We start from the raw sequence: 16,868 nt of genomic DNA, 5'->3' as shown, positions 1-16,868 counted from the left end.
TTTTGTTTTTACAATCAGGTATTAAGTGGTTGTTAGGCTGCACGAACAAGGCGTAATAGATATATTTTATGCTGAAAAGCAGAAACTAATCCACATAAAAAAACCCTATCACAGTATGTTGTGATAGGGTTTTAGTGGTACGCTTATTAGTCTTATCTAACGCTTAACAAGCGTATTTGCTAATAAGTGACGCCAAATAGTGGCGTCCCCAGGGGGATTCGAACCCCCGTTACCGCCGTGAAAGGGCGGTGTCCTAGGCCTCTAGACGATGGGGACTAGTACAACGCTTCAGCTGCTTTCACCTTTATGCTGAAGTGGTGCGTATTTTAATGGGGTCTGCGTTTGCTGTCAAGCCTTTTTCTACGTCTTTTTAAAATTAAATATCTTTTTTTAAGCGCGCGACGTGGATGCAGGTCATTACGCTTCAAATGATATCGAATCCATAACGAAGTACAAGTACTGATCGTTAGTGCAAGCAGCATATAACCGATGATCGTCGCCCATAATTTAAACTGTGGTTCCATCATAAAGTCCCTCATAATAAGCTTTAATCGTCTATAACAGACGCTAAAAGCACAATAGGCAACTTAAACCATCTATAGATCTAATCATCACTTGAGCAAGATGTACGCAAATGATTAAATCGTCCTATTAAATTGTAAGGTTAAAGTTAGCAGACCTTACAAATAGCACTATTATGGGTAGCGAGCAACACGTACTCTGTAATAACTGATTTATTTGCTATTATCAGTCGCAGTTTCTGTGATTTCAGGCTCGCTGTGCATGGCATTAGCGAGCATAGGATAATTATTTAAGATATAACAAAACAGCTCAGCGGTTTTTTGCGTGTCATAGAGTGCAGAATGAGCGTCGTTACCATCAAAATCAAGTCCTGCGGCTTTACAGGCGCGTGCTAGCACCGTTTGACCAAAGGCAAGTGCTGATAAAGTCACCGTATCAAAGACTGAGAAGTTATGGAAAGGATTGTGGCTCTTATTATTGGTACGCAATACCGCGGCATTTAAAAATGCCAAATCAAAATGTGCATTATGCCCGATTAACACACATTGACGACAGTCTTCAGTACGGCGTACTTCTTTTAAACCTTTAAAAATACGACGTAGCGCCGTTTTTTCGTCTTCAGCAATGGCTTTACGTAGTGGATTGTTGGGGTCAATGCCGGTAAAGGCGAGGGCACTTGGCTCAAGATTTGCCCCTTCAAAAGGTTCGATATGAGCATTAAATGCCTCACCAGGATAAAAAACACCCTGCTCATTCAGTAGGACAGGAATACAGGCAATCTCTAACAAGGCATCAGTTTGCGCGTTAAATCCTGCCGTTTCAACATCCACTACTACTGGTAGGAATTTCCGAAAACGTTCTTTTAGTTTCATAGGTGCTAGCGTTTCTGTGGTCGAATCTATAGGAATGGCTACATCTATCTTGGGTAAAGCGGTATCTTTTTTAATGGTCATATCAGGTTAAATCGCTTTTATCAGTCGGGCTATTGTGTTTAATAAAAAAATAAACTTCCTATGACACTCATACTATTTTTCAATGGACAGATAGCATTGATATCATAGGATAAAATACAGATAATTTTACTTTATAAAAAAGGGTTTTAATTAAAAAGTATCAAAATTATCCTTTGATCGACCAAGGTAATGTCTCGCCTGCCATCAGTGGAGTCAATGAGCTACCATCAAAGTAAGGATAATTTGCTGGTATTTGCATCGGCGTATTGATAATTGTAATAGTGCTCTCGTTAACGGGTAAACCGTAAAATTGTGCACCAAAACGACTGGTGAACCCTTCTAATCTGTCAATTTTACCAACACTATCAAACGCTGTGGCATATAAAGGTAGTGCAGTCGCCGCGCTATAGCAGCCAGCACAGCCACAAGCCGCTTCTTTTTTATCGGTTGCATGAGGCGCAGAATCAGTACCTAAAAAGAATTTTGGGTTGCCGCTGGTAGCGACATCAAGCAATACTTTCTGATGGCTTTCACGCTTTAAGATAGGCAAGCAATAGAAATGCGGCTTAATACCGCCAAGCAATAGGTGATTGCGGTTAAACATTAAATGCTGCGGCGTAATAGTGGCAGCAATTTGATTGCCTTGTGACAAGACAAAATCAGCCGCATCACTGGTGGTGATATGCTCCATCACAATTTTCATGGTTGGGAACTTTGCGATGATTTGTACCATCACTTCATCCAAAAAGCGCTTTTCACGATCAAAAATATCGACGTGGTCGTGAGTGACTTCGCCATGTAGCAGTAGGGGTAGATTATATTTTTCAAGCGCTTCAAATACATCAACACAGGCATTGATATTGGTAACGCCATCAGCAGAGTTGGTGGTAGCACCAGCAGGATAGAGCTTGACCGCTTGTACGATGCCAGACTTTGCCGCCAGCTCAATATCTTGTGCGGTGGTATGATCGGTGAGATACAAGGTCATGCGCGGGTCAAATGATGCTTTACGCTCAGCGCTCAGATTGCTGGTTTCTAGATGTTGCATAATACGCGCGCGATATGCTTGCGCGTCGTCGACGTTTTTGACTGGTGGTACAAGGTTTGGCATACAGATAACGCGATTAAAGCTCTCTGCCGCATGAGGGACTGTGGTTGCTAGCGCCTTATCGTCACGCAAATGAATGTGCCAATCATCGGGTTGTAGGATGGTCAATTCTCTAATTGAATCAGTCATAGTATCGTCGCGCTCTATATCGTCATATCTGGGAGTAAAAGGGAGTCTTGCTGTGCGGCTATCATAACAGATTTGCTTACCTGACTAAATATGTGGCTGAATATCTATACATAATATCTCTACAGAAATGGTAGGTAATTTATTCATCTGTAGAAGTAAGATGCCATGTTCACTCTATTATTGGCGAGAAAATTATTGCTTTAGTGGCAACTAAACTTGGGCAAAAACCTCATGCCTAACGGCAGTGCCACTTTTGCCAATGGTAAATATGATGTACACTGAGCGAGCAATCTATCTTCCTCGTGATATAGTCGATTTACCTATCATTAAATTCCTCATACTAGGAGTGTTTCATGGCTCAGCTTGATCCAAAAACTATTAATAAAATCGTATTGGCATATTCAGGGGGTCTTGACACCTCAATCATCGCTCGATGGCTACAAGAAACCTATGATGCAGAAGTGATTACTTTCACTGCGGATATTGGTCAAGGTGAAGAAGTTGAGCCTGCGCGTGCCAAAGCTGAAGCCATGGGTATCAAACATATCCATATTGAAGACTTGCGCGAAGAATTTGCTCGTGATTACGTGTTCCCAATGTTCCGTGCCAATGCCATCTACGAAGGGGAGTATCTGCTTGGTACTTCTATCGCGCGTCCACTCATCGCTAAGCGTTTGGTTGAAATCGCTAAAGAGCATAACGCTGATGCGATCAGCCATGGTGCAACCGGTAAAGGTAATGACCAAGTACGCTTTGAGCTTGGTGCCGTCGCTTTATCTCCAGATGTCGTGACTATTGCGCCTTGGCGTGAGTGGGATTTATCGAGCCGTGAAAGCTTGATGGAATATGCTAAAGAGCATAATATTGCCATCGACTATGCGGGCAATAAGAAAAAATCCCCATACTCAATGGACGCCAACTTATTACATATCTCTTATGAAGGCGGCATTTTAGAAGATCCGTATGCTGAAGCAGAAGATGACATGTGGCGCTGGTCAGTAAGCCCAGAAGAAGCACCAGATGAAGCCCAATATCTGGAATTAGAGTATGAAAAAGGCGACATCGTTGCCATCGATGGTGAAGTGCTTAAGCCATATGAAGTAATGATTAAGCTTAATGAGATTGGCGGTAAGCACGGTATCGGACGTTTGGATATCGTTGAAAATCGTTACGTCGGTATGAAGTCGCGCGGCTGCTACGAGACGCCAGCGGGTACCATTATGTTAAAAGCGCATCGCGGTATTGAGTCATTGACACTTGACCGTGAAGCGGCCCATCTAAAAGATGAGCTGATGCCACGTTATGCTAAGACTATCTACAATGGCTATTGGTTCAGCCCTGAGCGTATGATGCTACAGGCGCTGATTGATAAGTCACAAGAATATGTGAATGGTACGGTACGTGTCAAATTATACAAAGGTGCTGTGAGCGTGGTTGGTCGTAAATCAGATGATTCGTTATTTGATGAAAAAATTGCGACTTTTGAAGATGATGCGGGCGCCTATGATCAAAAAGATGCAGAAGGTTTTATTCGTCTGAATGGTCTACGTTTGGCAATTGAAGCCAGCCGTGGTCGTGATTTGTCAAAATAAGTATTTTTGACTAAAGGCTTTTTTTAAATCATTTTGTTAAATGACCGATCAAAAAAGAGGTGCTATATAAATAGCGCCTCTTTTTTATTATCAATATTTTTTATTGGCGATATTTCTTATCAAACTATTTTTAAATGTATTTGGATTTTACTTTGCTTTTGATTTCGTATTCTCATTAGATATATCGTCATCAGCGATATCATCGTCTACCATAACGATAGCCACATCTTGCTGTTTCCGCTCTTCCGTTTCAGAGTCTTGCGCTAACACTTCATTGGTAGCAAGTACGACGCCGTTGGCTTTTTGCGTTTGATACTTGATGGTTGCCAATATTCCAAGCCCACCAATCACGAGAATAATCAGCAGAATGACGGGATTCTTCCATAGGGGGACTGATGCCTCGTATTCAATCGGCTTTTCGCTAAGTGTGCTTGGTGTATTATCATTGTTGCTATTACTGCTCAGCAATCCTGAGCTAACCAACGGCGGCTTTGGTGGGTTGATAGGTTCAGAAGTAATGCGTAATCGATTACGCTGCAAATATATCTCTGATATTTTAGCCAGTTGTACTAGCCAGCGTTGATGTGGCAAGCCAATAGCCGTCATCGGTGCAAACATCAATAAGTCATTGTATTTACCTTGTTGAATGTTTTCAGCTGAGCGTCCAATGGCTTTTAAGTAGTTGCCAGTTGCCAGTTGCATGTCTTTTACTGGCTCAAATTGTTCGGGTATGAATGCTGTCAGCTCATACCAGTAAGGATCAAAAGCTGGCGGGTTATCTGTCAATTGCTCAGTGATTAATAAGTAACGCTCGTCGCTAGCTACTGACTCTATTTTTACCGCTTCTACTGCTGACAATATAGTTTGCACCTCATCGCTATCATCAGCTGATTCGTTAACAGCTAAATTTGAGACAGGGGTAGCAAAACGCGCTTTGGACAAAAATTGTGGCTGTAAGGCGAACCATTTATTCACCTCATCATGATCAAGTTGGCTATACTCAACCAAAATAGCAATCTCACGTAGCACAATGACGCATAGGGTAGTAAGCAAGATTTGTACTTGTGGCGCCTTCGCGTCAATCTGTGCTGCAATATACTCACTGGCTTTGCTCACCCGTGCATTATCATGGAATATCGCATCGGCGGCATCATGGCGATGGTATAACGTTGTATTTAGAGTGGCAAAATTCATAGAATTGTACTGGCGCATTTCTTTGACGGCACTGCGACCAAATAGCTTTTTGCTTAGAGCTTGTCCTTGATGGCGCTGCTGATAAGCGAGAAGGGCGCTGATAATCGCCTGCAAGCTGGCATCCATTGCCAAACGCGCTTGCGGCAATGACAGCGCTGCTGCATCTGCTAATAATGACACCAATGGCTTGGTATCTTGATATAGAAAATCATACATCGACACCCGTGTCGGTGAAATAGTCGTCATAATCTGCTAGCATCAAAAAGTGTGCCCCTATATTACGGTGTCAAATGTCTTGATACAATCCCTTGACAATAGAAAGACTCACTCATTTTTATGCTGCTATGGTGAGTTCAATATAAAAAAGTTACGTTCAGAATAGCATTATGCTGGGATAAATTTCTCTCGCTTGCTGTGCGCTTCGCACTCCAGAGGCTTCGCAAAATTTATTCAAACAGTACTATATTCTTTTTAAATTGAATCGACTATAACAGCCATCATCGAAATAACTGCCGGGAAATTGCTATGACAGATAACGAAAATCTTACGACCCAGATAGTGATTAGCATTGCTCAGCAAACTTTGACCGTTTATAGGCGGCAAAAAGTTATTGCTGAATATCCTATATCAACAGCCAAAAATGGGATAGGCAGTCAACAAGACAGTGGTTGTACACCACTTGGTCAGCATATCATTGCAGAAAAAATAGGCGGCAATGCGCCAAGTCATACGGTATTTATTGGACGTATAGCGACGGGAGAAATATATAATGCTGAGCTTGGGGCATTGAACCCTAAACGTGATTGGATACTAAGCCGCATTCTTTGGCTAAGTGGTGTTGAGGAAGGCTTTAATAAAGGCAGTAATAGTCAAGGTGGCTGCGATACTTATCAGCGTTATATCTATATTCATGGAACACCTGACAGTGAGCCGATGAGCGTACCACTCTCACATGGCTGTATACGTATGCGCAATCAAGATATTATCGAATTGTTTGAGCAGGTTGAGGAAAGGACACCAGTGACTATTATTGCCCAATAAAAGTAGTATTAAGTAGCTGTAGTAGTAATGTATGGATTATAAATTGAGTCGACGATATAAAAAAGACAACCCTTATTCAGTGAGCTGTCTTTTTCTCTAATATTGATAAACATAAAATGACAATATACTCAATTACCAAAATACAGAGCAATCATAAAATTTATCCAAATGTTTTTCTGTGGCTTTTTCTATTGGTATCGAAGCAGCATTCAACCAGCCTGCCGCATATAAAGCAGCAGAGTCAGATCTGGCTTTACTTTGATAGTACTGCTGATAGTCAATCATATCGAGCTGTTGACCCAGTGCTTTCTGTGCTTTTACGGCACGTTTTAGCCAACGCTTGGTTTTCTTTTTGCTATACAAAGGTGCTACTAATTCGCTGATAGAACATAGGTTTTTTAGATGAGCATGTAGGTTATACAATGCTTTTATGATGGATTCTTTCTCTAACTCACTATCTGAATCATCATAGCTGTCCTCTAAATATTGCTCAGCTTCAAGTAATTTTTCATAGTATTTAATAAGTACTTTTTCAAGCTTATTGATAGCCAGCTTATCTGCTTGAGGCTCAAGGCTAGGGTCGCTCATAGTAAAGGCGATGAGCTCAAGCAACATGATCTGGAAGTCGTTAGCACTGATTGCAGTCATTGGTGTAATTTTGATAGCATCAATATCCGCTGTCCAATCAACGATAGGTGCACCGTGCTGTTGTAACATTGGTTCAATATGAGTACTAAGATGAGCAAGCTTACGATAATCAGCGAGTAAAGTAGCAGTTTGCTGCAATATGGCTGACCAATCCGGATTGATCTCATCTGAGAAGCTATCAAATGCTTGTAGTACAGTGTGCAAGCGCTCTATACCGATAGATAGCTGTAAAATGTGATCATTGTCTTTACTGCCTGCCACGATGGCGCTGCTATTTGGGAGTATGTGCAATAAGCAGTTATGCACGACAGCGCGTAAAAAAGCAGGCATAGTGATTTTTTTATTGATACTAAGGGTGCTCAAGTCAGCAGCAGTGGCTGAGCTATAATTTTGTCCCTTAATAAGCAAGCCGCCACGCTCTGCTTTGGTCACGGTAGAGAGACACAGTTTATGACGTTGACACCATGTTTTAGCTGTCGTAAATAAAAAATCTAACTCACCGGATATGAGCTCAAATTCAACTTCTTGAATGGCGTCTCTTTGAGTATCATCAGTACCATGGATAATTTCTCCATAGTCGTAAGCCATCTCAATACTGTTAACGACTTCATCGCTCGTATCTTCTATCAATAAGCGGGTAGTACGCTCTACATCAGTCACATATAAACGGGTCAGTTTTTTAGCCAGTTTTTTGAGCTTAAAATCTGTCAATGCTGGGGCAATAAGGCTATCTTTATAAATCGTTAAATCAGGCATCAGCGCGTTATTTTCGAGCATGGCTTGTACCTGCTCATTATCTAAGGTGGCATTGTGCTCTAAACGCGCTGCGATACCATCGCCACCCGCTTTGATAGTCTGCACCCAAGCATTACCCTCCTGACGAATACGCAGGCCAATACCAGCCTGTGCAAGCTGCTGGTCAGGGGTGTCATAATAATTCGCAGCCAGTTGTGTTACTTGTGATGATTTGACTTTCGCTTGGCGCATAAGCCCTTTTAATCGCGACTCTGGTACCAAGAATTTCAGCTCTATTTCTTGCATGATGGCTCCTGATTGTTTTAATAAATTTATATTATTACCATCGTATGAAAGCTATCAGTGAATAACAAGTAAAACTTTCGTTCTGGTTGGCTAAATCGAGCCAAATAATTATTGAGTAAATGAACATCAGTTAATTAAAACAGTGACTGAATAGCTCTGTTATTTGAGTAGATATCATTATTTATAGCCCACAAAAAAACCGCCCTACCATGTAGGACGGCTTTTCTCAAAACTTTTACTTATAAAATGTACTTATAAGTGGTTAGACATTAGAACTGGTTCATCGTGTTCTTGCCGCCGCCAGCTTTAAGGGCGTTTTCACCAGAGAAGATCTCTTTATGATCATCACCAAGGTCAGAACCCGCCATTGCTTGGTGTTTAACACAAGCGATGCCTTCACGAATTTCTTTACGTTGTACGCCAGCTGCATAAGCAAGCATACCATCTTCACCGAAGTAGCCTTTAGCAAGTTCATGTACGCTAAGAGCTGTGGTGTGATAAGTAGGTAGCGTGATTAAGTGATGGAATACACCTGCTTCACGTGCTGCATCGCGTTGGAAGTTTCTAGCCGCTTCGTCAGCTGCTGTATCAAGCTCAGTACCATCGTAATCAGCACTCATCAAGTCAGCTTTATTATAGGCAGATAGGTCTTTACCTTCTTCTTCCCACTGAGCGATGATTTGTTTACGGAAGTTCAGCGTCCAGTTGAATGATGGGCTGTTGTTGTATACAAGCTTGGCTTTTGGCTGTTGCTCTTTAATACGGTCAACCATCATTTTGATGTGTGCGACGTCTGGAGTCGGTGTTTCGATCCATAGTAGATCAGCGCCGTTTTCTAGAGCAGTTACACAGTCAAGGACCACGCGATCGATGTTCGTGTCTTCACGGAACTGATAGAGACCGTTAGGCAAACGAACTGGACGTACTAATTTGCCGTTATGCTTAAGTAAGCTGTCATTCTCTTTGGCGTTTTCTAGCGTGACTTCTTCCATCTCGATAAAATCGATGTACTGAGAAGCAAGATCACCTGGCTCATTTGATACTGGGATTTTTTGCGTTAGTGACGCGCCTTCAGAGTCAGTACGAGCAACGATAACACCGTCTTCAACACCAAGCTCTAAGAATGCATAACGAATAGCATTGATTTTTGAAATGAAGTCTTCATGCGGTACAGTTACTTTACCAGCCTGATGACCACATTGCTTAGCATCAGATACTTGGTTTTCAACCTGAATGGCACAAGCACCCGCTTCAATCATTTGCTTAGTTAGCAAGTAAGTCGCTTCTTCGTTACCGAAACCTGCATCGATATCAGCAATGATTGGCACAACATGCGAATCAAAGTTTTCGATTTTTTCTAGAATGGCTGAGGTATCTTGACCAGCTTCTTCAGCAGCGTTTAGCTCACGGAAATAATCGTTCAATACTTTTGCATCTGCTTGACGCAAGAAAGTGTAGATCTCTGCAATCAGCTTAGGTACAGACGTTTTTTCGTGCATAGATTGGTCAGGCAAAGGACCAAACTCAGAACGTAGAGCTGCTACCATCCAACCAGATAGGTAGATGTAAGTTTTAGATGTTGTGCCAAAATATTTTTTCTTCGCATACATGGTTTGCTGTGCAACAAAACCATGCCATGCACCTAGAGACTGGGTGTATTGAGACGTGTCATTGTCATACTCTTCCATGTCTTGACGCATAATTTTTGCGGTGTACTTAGCAATATCTAAACCTGTTTTGAAGCGGTTTTGTGCCATCATACGTGCCGCATCAGTTTCGCTGATGTTCTGCCAGTTACCGTGTTTCTGTTTTAGTTCACGTACTAAATCGATCGCTGATTTATATGCAGTTGACATCTATAGTCTCCTTGGTGGTGAATAAATAAGTAAATTAAAATAATTTTGGTCTATATAGAAAGATGCTGGCAGAAGTAAAAATTTGAAATATAAGCTTCTTCCGTGAGCAGTCTCTACTAAACTATAAGAAAATGGTGATAAAAGCAATTAAAACCTGTCTCTTTGGTCAGCTTTTATTTTTAAGTCTCTTTTATGAACAATTATTTCAGAGTTAATTGGTTGTTTTATAAGTATGTTTTGCTACTGAAGTAACTATTGCCTTAAAGCGTATAAGATATTTGTCCAAGCCTGAAAAATAAGCACAAAAAACTAAGTTTCTATAAGATGCTGTTATAAATTTTATGTCCGTATTTCAGCATGAAAATACGATAAAATGCACTTAGTTACTCATTCATTGAAATATGTATTAACAGTCTAATGTTGAATAGTCCCTAATGAGCGCTTGCTAGCCACTATAGCTAGGTTACCTTGATTTATCTAGTTTATGATTATTATCTTGGGTATTTCGTTTAATTATAGTATATATAAAACAATGGCTTGTGGTGGGTAGATTCAGTTATAATAAGCATATTCCAAAATAATTAACATAAAAATATCCTTATATCATGCTGTTAGGGATGAATTGTAATAAATGATAGGATAGAAAATATCACGTTTATGATGATATTTATTCTAAGATAAAGAGACACATATATGAATTTGCAGCGGGTTGATTTAAATTTATTGGTACATTTGGATGTGTTGTTGCGAGAAAAAAACGTAACGCGCGCCGCTGAGCAGCTAGGCATTACTCAACCGGCGATGAGTAATATTTTGCGCCGCTTGCGTAAGTTATTTAACGACCCTTTATTGGTGCGTTCATCAGAAGGGATGACACCGACCGAGCGCGCCCTTGAATTACAGCCTCGTATCCGTGAGATACTTGCCGATTTGACACAAGTGTTAGAGCCACGTACCGAGTTTCGTCCTTATAGCACCTCACGCGTTTTTCGGATTATGACATCAGATTATGCTGAGGCGACCTTGGTACCAAAATTGGTGAAAGCGCTACGCTCAGAGGCACCAAATGTCATTTTAGATTTCTTAACGCCATCGGATGTGTCTTATCGTGATATGGAGCAGGGGCGTGTAGATTTGGCAATCAACCGCTTTAACGAGATCCCGCAAAGCTTCCATCAAGTGTTGGTATGGCGTGATACCTTTAGCTGCCTATTATCTTCTGAAAGTCCTTATGCTCATCGCTTTAATCTTAAGAATTATCTTAAAGCGCAGCACGTTTGGGTCTCTAAAACGGGTATGGGAGTGGGCTTCGGTGTCAATCCAGAAAAATCAGGTGGCTTAGGTTCTATCGATCAAGCTTTACAACGTTTAGGTCAAAAGCGCCAAATCAGCGTTTTTACCCGTCACTATCAAATGCCTGCTATGCTGGCAGCAAACAAAGATTTGATTGCAACCTTGCCGACTCGTGTCGCAAAAATGCAGGCCAATAACGACAGCATTATTATGGAAGAGCCGCCTTTTTTTATACCAGAATTTGAGCTAACGATGGCGTGGTCGCCGTTATTGCAGCATCATCCGGCGCATCGCTGGTTACGTCAGCTGATTATGCACGTAGCACGTCAAATCGTTAATGATGAAGAAAATCCACCACAAGAAATCCCTGTGATCAATCACTTGTTTTAGGTTGTTTATTGTACAACTGTATATGGTCTTATAAAGCTCAATTATGTATCAAACCAGCCATCGTGCTGGTTTTTTATTTGTCTAAAGGTGTCAAAACTCTCTGCATGAGAGGCCCTATACAGGATTTAGGTTTGCTTAATAACACCGTCACATTCTTAACATCTTACGCACAATTCTTTATAACTTGTAAACCTACTCACCAAGCACTTTGTTATGATAGTCAAACATTAAGAAAAATGATGAATAAAATCTCTATTGTTAAGTTGTTCTATAAAGTTTAGCTGTTAGCAATAGGTTGTTTTATAGACTAAAGACATTCTAATAAATAAGGATAATAATCATGGCAGATATTACTACTGTAAACCCAGCAACAGGCGAAGACATTAAAGAATATAATTATATGAGTAATGATGAGGTCAACAACATTGTTGAAGCCTCGCACCAAGCGTTTCTAGAATGGCGTAAAACTAGCCATGAAGAGCGTGCGAAGGTTATTAACTCTATTGGCGAGACCTTGATGAGGTACAAAGAGGAGCTGTCCCGTCTTATGACTGAGGAGCGCGGTAAACTATATAGTCAGAGTCTACAAGAAATTGATCTGTGTAAAGCGATTTGTGATTATACGGCAGAGAAAGGTGTGGCAGCACTTGCTGATGATGAACGTGATATCGAAGGTCTCAAAAAAGGTATTGTCACTTATCAACCCATTGGCGTTATCTACGGTATGCAGCCTTGGAACTTTCCAGCTTATCAAGTGTTCCGTTATACCATCGCCAATTTGATGGCAGGTAACAGTATTTTGCTTAAGCACGCAGCAAATGTGACTGGTTCTGGCTTATTAATTGAAAAAATCTTCCATGAGTCTGACTTACCGAACGATTTGTTCCGTACGATTCTCATTGATCATGATCAGTCAGAAAAGTTAATTGGTAATGATAAAGTACGCGGCGTGACGCTTACTGGTAGTGATGGTGCAGGTAGCATCGTCGGTCAGCAAGCAGCAAAAGCAATCAAAAAAGCAGTCTTAGAGTTGGGTTCAAATGATGCATTTATCGTTTTAGAAGATGCTGACTTAGAGCTTGCCGTACAAACCTGTACGCTAGCGCGTCTTATAAATAATGGCGAAACTTGTGTTGCTGCAAAACGCTTTATCGTTGTTGATAGCTTGTATGACGAGTTCCGTAAGCGCATCGTTGAAGAGTTTGCAAGCAAAAAAGCTGGCGATCCTATGGATGACAGCTCTGATCTTGGTCCATTAGCGCGTAAAGATCTGCAAGAAAAATTGCATGCGCAAGTAGAGGAAAGCGTAAGCAAAGGCGCTACTATCTCTGTTGGTGGTAAATTGCCAGAGGGTAAAGGGAGCTTTTATCCAGCGACTATCTTGGAAAATGTCGAAAAAGGTCAACCAGCTTATGATGATGAGCTGTTTGGTCCAGTAGCATCACTAATACGTGCTAAAGATCAAGACGATGCGTTACGTATTGCTAACGACAGCCGTTATGGCTTAGGTGGCGCTATCTTCTCTAAAGATGAAGACAAAGCTATTCGTCTAGCCAATGAGCAGTTTGATACAGGTATGGTCTATATCAATGGTTATGGCCTTGCAAATCCGGCATTACCCTTTGGTGGCGTGAAAAACTCGGGTCATGGTCGCGAGCATGGTGGTTTCGGTATCAAAGAGTTCGTGAATATCAAAGGTGTACATGTTCATAACAGCTAAGACTGTATACAGCTTTTAAAGCTATAACGCTTTAAGTATTAAGTAGCGAAAAGCCCAGTCATTCATAAATTGAGTGACTGGGCTTTTTTTGGTCGATAGTTTGAAATGAGTGCTATCTTTCTGTGCTTGTTGCTATTGCTTTAACTGTTTAAATATAGCTTCAAAGGTAGCGTCGGCATACAGGTGTGTTTCTGATTTAATAATCGCTCGTTGTTCAACGACAATACACCTTTGGCTAATAACAAAATTGTCCAAGGTAACAGCTGATGCTCAAGCTTTTGCACGCGCGTTTGCAAACTGTCAGCAGTATCTTTTTGATGCACTTCTAGCCAGGCTTGGGTCAAAACAGCACCTGCATCGAGCTCAGCGGTAACGACATGAATGCTACAGCCGTGCTGACGCTCACCTGATTGAATGACACGCTGATGAGTATCCAAACCTTTATAAGCAGGCAAGAGTGCAGGATGCAGATTAATCATTGGTGCTGGCGTGTTATCAATAAATCCAGCACTTAAAACACGCATAAAACCAGCTAACAAAATCAGGTCAGGTTGCCATGTGGTTAGTTGGGCGCTGGCATGACTCTCAAAAGTTTTGATTCCCATGCGTTTGCCACTAGCAACGTGAGATAAGACTGCCACTGGAATGTCAGCATCTTTTGCCCGTGTGATGGCATAAGCGTCTTCACGGTTACTAATAACACCGACAATCTCAATTGGTAGCGCACCAGCTTGCATGGCATCAATCAATACTTGTAAGTTGCTACCGCTACCAGATACCAGAATAGCAATGCGTAATGGCTTGTTGGCATGACTGGTATTATTGGCTAGCATTAACGGTACACCACTGCATCCGCTTCACGCTTGACCATTTCACCTAATTTCCATGCTTTTTCGCCAGCATCATTCAAGGTTTGGATAGCAGCATCTGCTTTATCTTTGGGTACGACGATGACAAACCCAACGCCGCAGTTAAAGGTACGATACATCTCGCTTTGCTCGATATTACCTTGGGTTTGTAACCAAGTGAACAGCTCTGAGAACTGCCAGCTATTCGTATCGATGCTAGCGGCTAGCGTTTCAGGTAATACACGTGGCAGGTTATCGGTTAAGCCGCCGCCAGTGATATGTGACATCGCATGTAGGGATGAGCTACCAAGTGTATCTTGCAATGCTTTGATCGCTTTAACATAAATACGTGTCGGTGCCATTAAGGCATCTTGGATAGACTGACCATCTAGCTGCTCATTGCTACTAGTCACATCCACACCGCTGACTTCAATGACTTTACGTACCAATGAGTAGCCATTAGAATGCGCGCCACTTGAAGCAAGAGCAATTAATACATCGCCTTCTGCAACGTTTTCGCCAGTGATGACTTCCGCTTCTTCAACCACACCGACGCAGAATCCCGCTAGGTCATAATCGTCGTCCTGATACATGCCTGGCATCTCAGCCGTTTCGCCGCCGATAAGCGCGCAATTTGATAATTTACAACCTTCACCTATACCCGTAACAACAGTAGCTGCAACATCGACGTCAAGCTTACCAGTTGCATAATAGTCTAAGAAAAACAAAGGCTCAGCACCGCAAACCAATAAGTCGTTGACACACATAGCGACCAAGTCGATACCGATGGTGTCATGGCGGTTTAGTTGTAATGCCAGTTTAAGCTTGGTGCCGACACCGTCAGTACCCGAAACTAATAACGGTGAGGTGTAACCAGTCGGAATGCGACAAAGCGCCCCAAAGCCGCCAAGTCCGCCCACCACTTCAGGACGTGAGGTGGCTTTTGCCACGGATTTAATACGTTGCACCAACGCATCGCCAGCATCAATATCAACGCCAGCATCTTTGTAGCTTAAAGAAGGCTTGTTACTCATGGTCATCTCACAAATTTTATAGGGAATGAAGGTCAGTCAGTAAAAACGCGTGTCGGTCATATGAATTTTGCAGATTGTGCGCGCATTATACCCAAAAATCACCCTTACTCGCAAAACAACTTGCTTTTATTTGACCTAAATTTGCTTGATATCTATCTAATATTTCAGAAAAACGGCAATAAAGATGACATGAAAATTAAGAAACAAAAAATGACGGCTTTTTTATAGGACTCTGCGATAATAGAAGGCTAAAATTATGGTCAATAACTGTTTGCTATTGGAATGTTGTCGTTCAATAAGATCTATCATCAACTTTAAATCAAATCACTCTTTTAAATAAGCCCATTCGTAGGACTAGCCTTCATGACAAACCAATCAATAGACCCCTTTTTTCGACGCCTATTTATCGTCGTTGCTATTGTTGTGGCTATGGTTTTATTGTATTTAATGATGCCGGTCATTGTGCCGTTTGTATTTGCTTTTGTATTGGCTTATTTGTTTAATCCATTGGTTAAACGCTTATCAAAATATATCAAACGTTGGATTGCCATTATTATTGTGTATTCGACGATTACGTTGAGTATGGTGCTACTACTCTGGTGGTTGATACCGACATTGTGGCATCAGCTGCAAGCAGCATGGGATTATCTGCCACAGCTTTTAACTTGGTATAATGAAGTCGTCCGTGAATGGTTTGCTAGTAATAGCCGTATTCGTCTACCAGAGCTTGAGTCTAAGGGCTTCTCTGAGACCTTGGTTGAATACATGCAAACCAATTATAAATTTGAAGATGCCGGTACCATGATGAGTCAAATACTGGCGTCTAGCATGAACTTTATCAATAATGCTGGGCTGATTGTACTGGTGCCGATTTTGACCTTTTATTTCTTATTTAATTGGGATCAACGCTTACATACATGGAAAATGGCGATACCTGCGCCATACTGTAAAAAAGTGATTCAAATTGCGCAAGAGTGTGACCGTGCGTTGATGGCTTTTATTAAAGGTCAGCTATTGGTGATGGTATTACTAGGTGCTATTTATGCCGTGCAATTGCAGCTTATCGGGCTTGAGCTTGGGCTGATTATTGGTATGGTTGCAGGTATTGCTAGCTTTGTACCTTATTTGGGCTTTGGGATTGGCTTCGTTGCCGCGATTATCGCCTGTCTGTTCCAGTTTGGCCTAGATTGGACGTATTTATCCTTGATTGCTGGCGCATTCTTGATTGGACAAGCTGCCGAAGGCTATATCTTGCAACCGCTACTATTGGGCGACAAAATTGGTCTATCGCCATTATGGGTAATATTTTCGGTACTGGCAGGTGCAAGTTTGCTCGGTTTCGTTGGTATGCTGATTGCGCTGCCAGTGTCTGCTGTCTTGAACGTGTTATTCCGTCACTTTTATACTCATTATCAAACGACTGACTTTTATAAAGGTCGTAAGCAGTTGGCATTGTTTGAAAAAAAATAATGTTGTTGTATGTATAGCTGCCATGAAGT

Annotated in this window: 12 protein-coding genes and 1 tRNA gene; 5 read left to right on the top strand and 8 right to left on the bottom strand. The window is 41.6% G+C overall.

Annotated elements, in window-relative coordinates; all coding sequences use genetic code 11:
- Positions 1–200: 200 nt before the first annotated feature.
- The 3 genes from M0221_RS09390 to pyrC form a co-directional block, all read right to left on the bottom strand.
- A tRNA-Glu gene (locus M0221_RS09390) sits at positions 201–276 on the bottom strand.
- Positions 277–734: 458 nt separating this feature from the next.
- Positions 735–1,475: a ribonuclease T gene (gene rnt / locus M0221_RS09385; protein WP_483283660.1), complete on the bottom strand. Its 741-nt coding sequence runs from the start codon at positions 1,473–1,475 to the stop codon at positions 735–737.
- Positions 1,476–1,641: 166 nt separating this feature from the next.
- Positions 1,642–2,712 (bottom strand): dihydroorotase, encoded by a 1,071-nt coding sequence (gene pyrC, locus M0221_RS09380; RefSeq protein ID WP_483283659.1) that lies wholly within the window; start codon positions 2,710–2,712, stop codon positions 1,642–1,644.
- 353 nt (positions 2,713–3,065) lie between these two features.
- Between pyrC and M0221_RS09375 the strand changes: the two genes are divergently transcribed.
- Positions 3,066–4,304 (top strand): argininosuccinate synthase, encoded by a 1,239-nt coding sequence (locus M0221_RS09375; RefSeq protein WP_133105055.1) that lies wholly within the window; start codon positions 3,066–3,068, stop codon positions 4,302–4,304.
- Between the two features lie 147 nt (positions 4,305–4,451).
- Here M0221_RS09375 and M0221_RS09370 read toward each other — a convergent pair whose 3' ends face one another.
- Positions 4,452–5,744: a hypothetical protein gene (locus tag M0221_RS09370; protein ID WP_483283658.1), complete on the bottom strand. Its 1,293-nt coding sequence runs from the start codon at positions 5,742–5,744 to the stop codon at positions 4,452–4,454.
- A gap of 279 nt (positions 5,745–6,023) precedes the next feature.
- Here M0221_RS09370 and M0221_RS09365 point away from each other — a divergent pair, with 279 nt between their 5' ends.
- Positions 6,024–6,539, top strand: coding sequence for a L,D-transpeptidase family protein (locus M0221_RS09365; protein ID WP_483283657.1), 516 nt, complete (start codon positions 6,024–6,026; stop codon positions 6,537–6,539).
- 132 nt (positions 6,540–6,671) lie between these two features.
- Here the strand turns inward: M0221_RS09365 and M0221_RS09360 are convergent, their stop codons facing one another.
- Both M0221_RS09360 and M0221_RS09355 read right to left on the bottom strand, forming a co-directional pair.
- Positions 6,672–8,228, bottom strand: a complete 1,557-nt coding sequence (locus M0221_RS09360) for a CYTH and CHAD domain-containing protein (RefSeq protein ID WP_483283656.1) — start codon at positions 8,226–8,228, stop codon at positions 6,672–6,674.
- A gap of 269 nt (positions 8,229–8,497) precedes the next feature.
- Complete coding sequence (locus M0221_RS09355) at positions 8,498–10,084, bottom strand: isocitrate lyase (RefSeq protein ID WP_011514180.1); 1,587 nt, start codon at positions 10,082–10,084, stop codon at positions 8,498–8,500.
- Positions 10,085–10,777: 693 nt separating this feature from the next.
- Here M0221_RS09355 and M0221_RS09350 point away from each other — a divergent pair.
- The gene (locus tag M0221_RS09350; protein ID WP_011514179.1) at positions 10,778–11,767 is read left to right on the top strand and encodes a LysR family transcriptional regulator; all 990 of its coding nucleotides are present in this window, start codon (positions 10,778–10,780) and stop codon (positions 11,765–11,767) included.
- 340 nt (positions 11,768–12,107) lie between these two features.
- Positions 12,108–13,487, top strand: coding sequence for an NAD-dependent succinate-semialdehyde dehydrogenase (locus tag M0221_RS09345; protein WP_483283655.1), 1,380 nt, complete (start codon positions 12,108–12,110; stop codon positions 13,485–13,487).
- Between the two features lie 140 nt (positions 13,488–13,627).
- Here the strand turns inward: M0221_RS09345 and purN are convergent, their stop codons facing one another.
- Positions 13,628–14,320: a phosphoribosylglycinamide formyltransferase gene (gene purN, locus M0221_RS09340; protein ID WP_483283654.1), complete on the bottom strand. Its 693-nt coding sequence runs from the start codon at positions 14,318–14,320 to the stop codon at positions 13,628–13,630.
- Positions 14,320–15,369 carry a phosphoribosylformylglycinamidine cyclo-ligase gene (gene purM / locus M0221_RS09335; RefSeq protein ID WP_181209818.1) on the bottom strand — a complete coding sequence of 350 codons (1,050 nt, stop codon included), beginning with the start codon at positions 15,367–15,369 and terminating at the stop codon, positions 14,320–14,322. Before purM ends, purN begins: the two co-directional genes overlap by 1 nt.
- A gap of 363 nt (positions 15,370–15,732) precedes the next feature.
- Here purM and M0221_RS09330 point away from each other — a divergent pair, with 363 nt between their 5' ends.
- The gene (locus M0221_RS09330; protein ID WP_020444042.1) at positions 15,733–16,839 is read left to right on the top strand and encodes an AI-2E family transporter; all 1,107 of its coding nucleotides are present in this window, start codon (positions 15,733–15,735) and stop codon (positions 16,837–16,839) included.
- Positions 16,840–16,868 lie beyond the last annotated feature (29 nt).

This window comes from Psychrobacter sp. ANT206 (genome assembly GCF_056880555.1).
Note: the sequence above shows the minus strand (reverse complement) of the source record. Positions and strands in the feature narration are given on the sequence as shown.